Origin of the sequence: Rudanella paleaurantiibacter (assembly GCF_009184635.1) — a bacterium.
Lineage (GTDB): Bacteria > Bacteroidota > Bacteroidia > Cytophagales > Spirosomataceae > Rudanella > Rudanella paleaurantiibacter.
The window spans coordinates 723,964-733,149 of sequence record NZ_WELI01000005.1 but is presented as its reverse complement, the minus strand read 5'-3'; the positions used below and the strand labels follow the sequence as shown (position 1 = coordinate 733,149).

The 9,186-nt window shown below is 54.0% G+C and carries 9 protein-coding genes; all 9 read left to right on the top strand.

Annotated features, from left to right (window positions below; translation table 11 throughout):
* The first annotated feature begins 85 nt into the window (after positions 1–85).
* The 9 genes from F5984_RS15215 (at position 86) to F5984_RS15175 (ending at position 9,165) form a co-directional block, all read left to right on the top strand.
* Positions 86–673, top strand: coding sequence for a hypothetical protein (locus tag F5984_RS15215; RefSeq protein WP_152125073.1), 588 nt, complete (start codon positions 86–88; stop codon positions 671–673).
* Positions 674–781: 108 nt separating this feature from the next.
* Positions 782–1,153: a helix-turn-helix domain-containing protein gene (locus tag F5984_RS15210; RefSeq protein WP_152125072.1), complete on the top strand. Its 372-nt coding sequence runs from the start codon at positions 782–784 to the stop codon at positions 1,151–1,153.
* Positions 1,150–1,548 carry a hypothetical protein gene (locus F5984_RS15205; RefSeq protein WP_152125071.1) on the top strand — a complete coding sequence of 133 codons (399 nt, stop codon included), beginning with the start codon at positions 1,150–1,152 and terminating at the stop codon, positions 1,546–1,548. Before F5984_RS15210 ends, F5984_RS15205 begins: the two co-directional genes overlap by 4 nt.
* A gap of 6 nt (positions 1,549–1,554) precedes the next feature.
* Complete coding sequence (locus F5984_RS15200; protein ID WP_152125070.1) at positions 1,555–2,484, top strand: hypothetical protein; 930 nt, start codon at positions 1,555–1,557, stop codon at positions 2,482–2,484.
* Positions 2,485–2,490: 6 nt separating this feature from the next.
* Positions 2,491–2,691, top strand: coding sequence for a hypothetical protein (locus F5984_RS15195; RefSeq protein WP_152125069.1), 201 nt, complete (start codon positions 2,491–2,493; stop codon positions 2,689–2,691).
* A complete protein-coding gene (locus F5984_RS15190; RefSeq protein WP_152125068.1) occupies positions 2,688–4,049 on the top strand; it encodes a replicative DNA helicase in 1,362 nt (453 codons plus the stop codon). Before F5984_RS15195 ends, F5984_RS15190 begins: the two co-directional genes overlap by 4 nt.
* Before the next feature lie 21 nt (positions 4,050–4,070).
* Positions 4,071–4,370, top strand: coding sequence for a hypothetical protein (locus F5984_RS15185; protein WP_152125067.1), 300 nt, complete (start codon positions 4,071–4,073; stop codon positions 4,368–4,370).
* Entirely contained in the window at positions 4,363–4,674 is a 312-nt protein-coding gene (locus F5984_RS15180) for a hypothetical protein (RefSeq protein WP_152125066.1), read from the top strand. Before F5984_RS15185 ends, F5984_RS15180 begins: the two co-directional genes overlap by 8 nt.
* 255 nt (positions 4,675–4,929) lie before the next feature.
* Positions 4,930–9,165, top strand: coding sequence for a tape measure protein (locus F5984_RS15175; protein WP_152125065.1), 4,236 nt, complete (start codon positions 4,930–4,932; stop codon positions 9,163–9,165).
* Positions 9,166–9,186 lie beyond the last annotated feature (21 nt).

Sequence of the window (9,186 nt, the reverse complement as noted above, 5' to 3'; positions counted from 1 at the left end):
TGCTGTTTGAGGATGGCCACCATTTGCGATTCGGTGAATCGGTTTGCTTTCATTTCCCTTTTGTTTACCGTGAAAATTAAGATTTTTGCTCTATTTTTCACTGGCTCACTTTCAGGGGTTCAAGACATATTTGCATGATAATAACCGCGAAATATCAGTTGAGCATATAATTGAGGAGATAGTCATTGGTAAAATAGATGAGCGCATTGATAAGATCTTTCAACCAATTATTGACCCTAATTACCGCACTGTCACATTTGAAAGATTTGTAGAAGAATGGCTGGAGGTCCCTCCTGTACAAGTTCAAGAAGATAAACTAACACTTTTCATTGCCGAGGACGCACGTACTCCCCTAATTAACGCTCTTGACCCTTTCACAGCTACAGTTACTGATAAAGAAAACCTGAGGGTCGTTATTAATGGAGAGGAACCAAATGACGTGATAAAGTTAGAGTGTAATCAAACATCCTTGGTTTTTGTGTTTCGTCAGGTAATAGATGCGGGTAAAATACCGTCCCCAAAGAAGAAAGTTGAAAGCTGGCTTTTGAAATGGTTTAGAGTCAAGACAGACGATCAGTATAGCGAGTTAGGTAGTACTATTTACGACGGTCTGACAAAAGATATCCATAAAATGAAACCAGCAAAGGAAAGCTTGATTAACGTAAATTTTTAGCTCTTCAGGCCTCATTTCAGCCCTCATTTACCCCTCATTTACCCCCTAGGGCTTGAATGAGGGGTAAACATTTTTTGTGTTTTGCGTCAGTCTTAAACGAACTGACGTATGCTTGTTGACTTAGAGAAACTACAGAATGATGTAAACGAAATCAAAGAGATGTTGCAGCGGTTTACAGGCCGCTCAGATTCGCAGCCTCCGGTAGTTGCCATCTCCGACGAGGTATTAGATTACGGTCAAGCTGCCGAATTATTAGGGATTGGCGTACAAACATTGTACGGCAAGGTTTCCCGTCGGGAAATACCTTTCAGTAAAGTTAGAAGACGCACTTATTTCTCTAAACTCGATTTAATGGCGTGGGTGCGCTCTCAAAGAACACCTACAGTTGTTGAGCAAACCGCTCAGTACGAGCAAACCCGAGTATCTCATCGGGCCCGCCAAAGCCGTCAGCAACCTGTAAAACAAGGTCGGCGGCTATGAAGATAGCCCAGCTCCCTATCATCTTCCCCACCGACAGAAATGGCTTTTCTGTCAGTAGCCGCCTGGGTCAGGACTTGACCCAGGGGCTGATTGCGTACCTGCGGGAAAAGAATCATTTCGTCACACAACTCCCCACGGTTAGCCAGTACAGGGCGAAACTGGGGGTGTATGCCCCCGCGCTCAAACGGACGATCTGCCCTCATCTTATCGTGATTGCTGGCACGCAATCCATCCATATCGAGATCTCCCCCGATGTAGAATTGGTGGAGGTGCAGGCGGCCGGCCGTGGCTCAAGAGGGTCTGATACCCCGAAGATTCTTGTTGTGGGGAGCCTTGAGGCCTTCTCCCAGTGGCTACATCCCTCAACACCCTCAGCGGTCAGACTAAAGCCTTAGATCACCATGCGCTACATTGACCTTGCAAACCGGTATTGGCAACTTCACAGCAAGGAGGCATTTATGCCGACCGATTCACACCTGTATTTCTGCCTCATCAACGCATTCAACGCGAAAGGACAGAAAGACCGGTGGCCTGAGTCGTTGGCGTTCACCGACGGGACACTGGCAGCGTTGGCGGGTATCGCCATCAAGACGTTGGAGTCGGCCCGGAAACGGCTGTCGGAGCGGGGTTTATTGTCAGTCAGCACACGCGGAAAAGGAGCCCGCAAAGGGGCGGATTACTTCTTAACCTCTCCATCAACTTACCCGTTAACCTCTCCGTCAACCTACGCAAATTTTACCGAGGTTGATGCTGTGGAGGATCAACCTACCCAAGAACCTCTCCAACAACTTACCCAACGACCTAAGCAAATTTTACCGAGGTTCTATATATATAAGGAAACCATACTCCATACACCAGACAAAGAGACACTAACTAAAATACTCTCCGTCGCTCATCGCGATGATGTGACTGTCCGGTTGGCGTGGATGTGGCTTCTCCAAAATAAAAAACCTCCGGCGGTAGCCCTTCCCCCAGTTCCGACCGCCCCCTCCCCAAAACCCAGGGTGGCTCGGCCTGAGCTAAACATACCGTTCGATGTCTGGTGGGAGGCTTACGGTAAAAAGGTGGACCGGAAAGTTTGCGAACCAAAGTGGAACCGGTTGACCGACGCCCAGCGAGAAGCCGCTCTATCGCACACTACCCAGTACGTGATCCATACGCCGAACCCCAGGTACAGGCGTAACCCCGAAACCTACCTGAATCGAGAGTCGTGGGGCAACGACATACTGGCCGATGAGCCGGAACCGCTCAGCCGACATGTGGCAACAGACATTCGCCACACTCCACCGTCCGTTCAGCTGGCTTCCTTCAAATCCAAAACCCCCGACTGATGCCCTATGATACACACAGCCGCTCTGATTCCAAGGCTACGCACTCCTACACTGGTGTACATCCCTCAGGCCCAGTTGCCCGCAGAAGAGGAGGGCATTATTGAAGCCGCAAAGTCCGCTACGGATGAGCCATCTGTTCGGCTCGACATCATAGACGCCATGATTGAGTATTGCCTTGACCTAACCTATTCAACGTCTGACCAATGAACACGACCAACGAACTCGAAAACCAGATACTGGGTGTAATTCTGACCCGCCCAGGTACCATTACGGAGGCTATGAGCCTTCTGCCTGATTCTACGCCTTTCGTAGGAGCCAATGAAAAGAAGGTGTATGCCGCCATGGTGGACCTCCACCGGTCGGGGTACGATACGGATATTGTGAGCACCAATATCGCCCTGACGAAGGCCCACGGGCCGAAAGACTCATTCGGGCTTCCGTGGATGGTGCGATTGACAACGTACACCTCGGCCGCGAAAGGAGCAGCGGCCGGGCTGGCTTACAAATGTCAGATCATCTGGCAGGAACACTGCCGGGTACAAACAGCCCGCCTTGCTCAGGAACTGTTGGTGGAGGCAACCGAAGGCATTGCCGACGGCCTAACTATTGTAGAACAGTCGATCAAGCGACTGACTGAACTACAGAGCCGGTTAATTGGGCTTGCAGATGCTCCATTTTCGGCCGTTCTGAAACAAGCTTCTGCATTGGCGCGTCAGTCGTTCCAAACGGGAACACCGCCGGGCTTACTGACTGGCCTTGATGAGCTCGACTCCTACCTCAAGGGCTTACAGCCTTCTACACTGACAGTAATGGCCGGACGGCCAGGTATGGGGAAAACGGCGGAAATCTGCCAGATTCTGTACAACGTATCGGTCGTGCAGAAGAAGCCTGCGGTTCTGTTTTCGCTTGAGATGTCGAGGTTGCAGCTGGCACGTCGATTCTTGGCCATCGAAACCGGTATCCGCAATGCTCAGGTAGCCGCTGGGTGCAACGCCAATAACGAGCCAATTGATTTTGAGCGGCTTGATAAGGCCGTTGAGATTGTAGGGGGCTCTCCAATCCACGTATTCGATAAGCTTCGCACAATGCCCCAGATCCGATCGAAGGCGGCTCAGTTGAAGGCGAAACACGGTATCGAACTGGTCGTACTGGACTACTTGCAACTGGCGAAGACCGGCAGTCGGAAAGATCACGACGAATATGCTGCGGTAACCGAGATAAGCCGTGAGTGTAAGGAAATGGCCAATAGCCTCGACATTCCAGTGATTGCTCTTGCCCAGCTCTCCCGAGAAGTAGAAAAGTCTCCAAGCAAGCGGCCTCAACTGGCTCATCTGCGGGGCACCGGCGCTATCGAGCAGGATGCCGATAATGTGGTATTTCTATTCCGGCCGGCCTACTACTCCGCGAAAGATGCCAACGGACATCCTGTCGACGCCAACCTGCTCATCAACATCGTAGCGAAAAACCGCAATGGTTCGACGCACAACGACGAAGAGGGGATTCAACTGTTCTACGACCTTCCTACCAATCGGATCACCAATATGTGTGGAGGCCCCAGCATCTAAACCCATCTACTTTAGAAAACAATGGCACATGGCAGGAAGACAGGGGGGCGTAAAGCAGGAACCCCCAATAAGATAACCAGTGATCTGAAATGTCGAATTGCTGCTTTGGTCGAAGATCAATTTTCGACCGTGAAGAAAGACTTCCGAAAGCTGGAGCCTAAAGATAGGGTGACGGCTTACCTGAAATTTCTGGAATACATCCTCCCAAAGCAGAGAGAACACAAGGCAGACATTGCCAATAGAATCGGCTCACTGGACGATGAGCAGCTTAATAACCTCATCGATGCAATCCTAACCCAGAAACCCGAAAGCCATGGATAAGCTCCCATACATTCAGATTGAACCAGTGAACCCACTTCACCGGCAGGTAATAGCTGCTGCGATCAAGGCAAACGACGTGCTGGCTTTATCGGCCGTCAGAGGGCGACTTGATAAGCCGATTCATCTGGTATTCAACTGGTTTCATTATGGCATGGTGACCCTGGAAGACTGTGAAGATGAGGTAGTAGTAATCTACGATGCCATGACTCGGCAAGACTTCTTTCTAGCTAACCACATTTCAGAGTACCTGCCAATAGCGGACAGCACTTATCAATCAATCCTAAACAGCAAACACCCTACATGAACCAGACGAATAGCGAAGACCGGATATTGATGCTCTACAGCCTCTTCGTGAACCAGAATCCAAGTTTCCGAAACTACGTGATCACCGTTGGATTCAGAATGGGCCACCGGAGCCGGGAACACTTATCTGAGTTCTGCGAACGGATCACATGCAACCGCAGCGACTTCATACTCTACCAAAGGGCCATTATAGGCCTCCACAAAAACAGCTGGATATGCAATTAAATCAACCTGCACACTCTAAACCAATCAGGATATGAATTCCTCAGGACCCCTTTCATTTGATGCAATCATCAACGACACCCAGTTTGGGGCGCAGATAAAGCGTATGGAGCAACAGCTTATGGGCCTGTCGGGGCTGGCGGTGAAGGAAACGGCGAAGATGGACAGTGCGTTTGCCCGCCTGAGCCAACTGGCCGCCGGGTACTTCACGTTCGATGCCCTGCGGCAATTACCCGCCGAGCTGGTACGGGTACGCGGTGAGTTCCAGCAGATAGAAATCGCGTTCGCCACCATGCTGGGCAACAAGGCCAAAGCGGATAAGCTGGTAGCGGATCTGGTGCAGACGGCCGCCACAACGCCGTTTGGGCTCAAAGACATCGCGGGTGGCGCCAAACAGCTCCTTGCCTACGGCTCGAACGTCAACAACGTCATTAGTGAAATCCGAATGCTGGGCGACGTGGCATCGGGCGTGTCGGCACCGATCAACGACCTGATCTACCTGTACGGGACGCTGCGCACACAGGGCCGGGCCTACACGGTCGACATTCGCCAGTTTGCCGGTCGCGGTATTCCCATTTACGCCGAACTGGCCAAAGTGCTGGGCGTATCGGTCGATAAAGTGAACGGGCTGGTGGAGGCTGGCAAAGTAGGTTTCCCGCAGGTTGAACAAGCCTTCAAGAACATGACCTCCGGAGCCGGGATGTTTGCCGGCCTGATGGACGCGCAAAGTAAGTCCCTGCTGGGTCTGGTGGAGCGGTTCAAAGATGCCTGGGCGCAGATGCTCAACGACATCGGCAAACAGTCGGAAGGGGCCCTCGGTGGGGCTATCATCGCCGGAACCGAACTGGTGGAGAACTACGAGAAGGTACTTGACATCTTACAAGTACTCGTAATTACTTACGGTGCCTATACAGCTGCGGTAATAGCTGCTTCTGTTGCAAAATCAAGCTGGACATTAGCCGAACTGGCGCACTTCCGGGCGCTGGTATTGGTGGAGGGGGCGCAAAAGCTGCTCAACCGCACCATGCTGGCCAACCCCTACGTAGCCGCGGCTACCGTGCTGGCAGGCCTCATTGCGGCCGTGGTACTCTACAACCGGGAAACGACCGGTGCCGCCAAAGCGCAGGAAGCGATCACAGCCGCCCAGAAACAGGCCACCGAAGCCGCATCGGCGGAGATTGCAAAGATCGAAGTACTCCGTACCCAGATCAACAACGAGGGCCTGAGCCGCGAAACCCGCAACAAAAAGCTCAAGGAGCTCATTGCCATTAGCCCCGAACACCTTAAAGCCCTCACGCTCGAAAATGCGAAGACGGGCGAGGGTACGGCGCTCATCAACGGCTATATCGAATCGCTCAAAAAGAAGCTGGAGCTTCAGCAGATTGAAAAAGAGCTGACCGATTCGATTACCCGGCAACAACAGGCCAAAGCAGGCACCTCAGATCTTGCCGCTGGTGACCGGATGCAATCAGCCATGCAGGCCGGTGGCGGTATGGGTGGGGTGCTGGCCGCCGAGCAGTACCGCAAAGACCTGCAAAAGTCGAGTGAAACGCTGCGAAAACAGCAGATCTCCAATGAGGAGGCTGTACAGGCTAAACTCAAAGAGCGTATCAACGTCCTGACAGGCGTGGGCAAAGCCGCCGGGGCTGCTGAGGGCACTGCCGCCAAAGGAGCCGCCAAAACAGTACAGTGGTACGATGATCAGATTGACTCGCTTAAGAAACAGCAGAAGGAGTCGAGCGCGACACGGGCCGAGTTTGACCGCTACCAAAAGCAGATCGACGCCTACGAGAAAGCCAAGCGCCGACTGACGGGCGAACAGACCGCAGCGGAGAAAAAAGCCGCCAAAGAGGCCGATAAGGTGGGGCCGTTCGGGTCGATCTCCTACTGGGACAGTATCGCCCAGAAAGCGCAGGAGATTATCGACAAAACGCCCTCCACCAACACGGCCGTGCTGGAGAAGCAAACCAAAATCAAACTCGACGCGGAGCGCCGGGCCGAGGCCATCCGGCAGAGCCAGGTGCGCAAATCGTTCGAGGAGGAACTCGAAGAGAAACGGAAAAACTACACCCTCTACAGCCAATGGGTGGCGGCCGTGGACAAGCAGACGGCCGATGCCCAGTTTTCGGCCCTGCTGGCGGGTGGGCAGACCTACCTCGACTATCTGAACGCCCAGATCGCCAAACTGGAAGTCCGGCGCGATGAGGGCACCATCAACCCCGACGAGGCTAAGAACCTCGCCCTGCTGAGCGTAGAACGCGACGGGGTGACGGGCAAACAGGCTCCCATCGACGCCTTCCGTGACAGTCTGCAAAAAGCCCGCACCGACGCCAAAAGCCTCACCGACTTTCTGGAGGTGCTGCGCCAGAAGCAAAGTGAACTGGCTGGTAACAATACTGACTTTGGCATTGCCGCCCGGCGCGAAGTGGCCGAGGCCATGCAACAGGCCAACGCTGAACGAAAGGCCGAGCTCGACCGCTTCCTGCAAACGGTGGTGGGTTCGGAGGAGCAACGGCTGGCCATCACGAAGCGTTACGCTGACCTGAGGGCCGAACTGGAAAAGCAGTCGGGAGCCGAAAAAGGTGAAGCGTACCAACGGACGCTGAACCGCATCAACGAAGCGGAGAAAAAGGAGCAGCAGGAGCTGGGGATGTCGGTTGCTGAATCAACGAAAGCCTTCCGCGACCTCAACAGCGTGATTGATGCCGAGGGGCGCAAGGCCCTGCAAATCCGCCAACAACGTCTTAAGGCTGCACTGGACGTACTGGAAGAGCTCGTCGGCAAAGAGTCGGAAGCCTACAAACGGCTGAGCCGGGAGATCAAGGAAACGGGGGTTCAGCTCGACAACGATACCCTGAACACCTACGCCCGGGTGGCGGGACTGATTGGCGACATGGCCGACGCCCTCGACGAGGTGAACGGGGGTATCGGGCAGGGGGCCCGGCTCTTGTCGGGTATGGCTTCCCAGGCGAACAACGTGCTGTCTACTTTTAAGAAGGGTGCCGATGAGACCGACCTTATCATGGCGGGGGTGCAGGGTCTGATTACGCTGGTGGATGTGTTGGCCTCATCGGCACGGGAGCGACGCCGGGCGGAGGAAGATCATTACCGCGCCATAAACGCCCAACAGCAGCAGTACAACATCGCCCTCAATGAGCAGCTTGGCCTACAGACGCAACTCTCCGAATCGGTGTTTGTGCGCAACTTCGACGGCCGTCTCCGCGACGGGATTGATAAGCTCAACGATGCCAACAAGGGCTTTGAAAAGGCGATGGAGGACCTTGCGGGCGGCAAGGCCAAAGTGGGCCAGAACAATGCCATCGACTGGAACAAAGTTGGCAAAGCCGCCGGAGCGGGGGCCGCTGTCGGGGGCGCCATCGGTACGGCGGTACTCCCGGTGATTGGTACGGCCATCGGGGCGGGCCTCGGGGCCGTGTACGGCGGTATTGCCGGGGCCCTGTTCGGCAAGAAAAAGAAGGATGAGTTTACGAGCCTGCTTACCGCGTACCCGCAACTGATTCAGAAAACGCAGGACGGCGTGGAGGAGTTGAACGTCGAACTGGCCAAAACCCTCATTGCCAACGGCCTCGTTGACGACTCGACTAAAGCCCTGCTTGAAAGCACGATCGCCTGGTCAGAGCAGATTAAAGAAGCCAAAGAGCAGATCAAGAGCGTCATTTCCGAACTGGCGGGTGGTCTGGGCAATGAACTGCGCGACAACCTCGTGGGAGCGTTCCGCGACGGGGAAGATGCGGCCATTGCATTCGGCGATTCGGTCGAAAAGATTCTCGAAGATCTGCTGAGTCAGATGATTTTCAGCCGCACCCTCGGCCCGGCCCTCAAGGAGCTCGAAAACGACCTGATGGCCAGCGTGGACGGGGGTGACAACAACTGGGTAGACGATTTCGGGCGGTTCTTCGGACGGAGTAAGGAGCTAAGCGACCTCTACACCCAGGGTCTGAAGGATGCGCAGGATGCCGCCAAAGCCTACGGTATGGACTTGTTTGGCCCGACCGACGGCAAGGCTGGGGGCGATAAGTCGCTGAGCGGAGCCATCAAGGGTGTGAGCGAGGAAACGGCGAGTGTGCTGGCCGGGCAGATCAACGCCATTCGGATTCAGCAGGCCGAAACGGGGGGCATTATCCGTCAGCAGCTCATTTCCCTCACGCAGATTGAAGTGAATACGCGCAGAATCAGCAGCATTGATGAGGGAATTAAAACCCTCGTGGATATCGTCAAAACAGATCCACTACGCGCCAAAGGATTGTAAATAAACCAATTCAGTTTCACC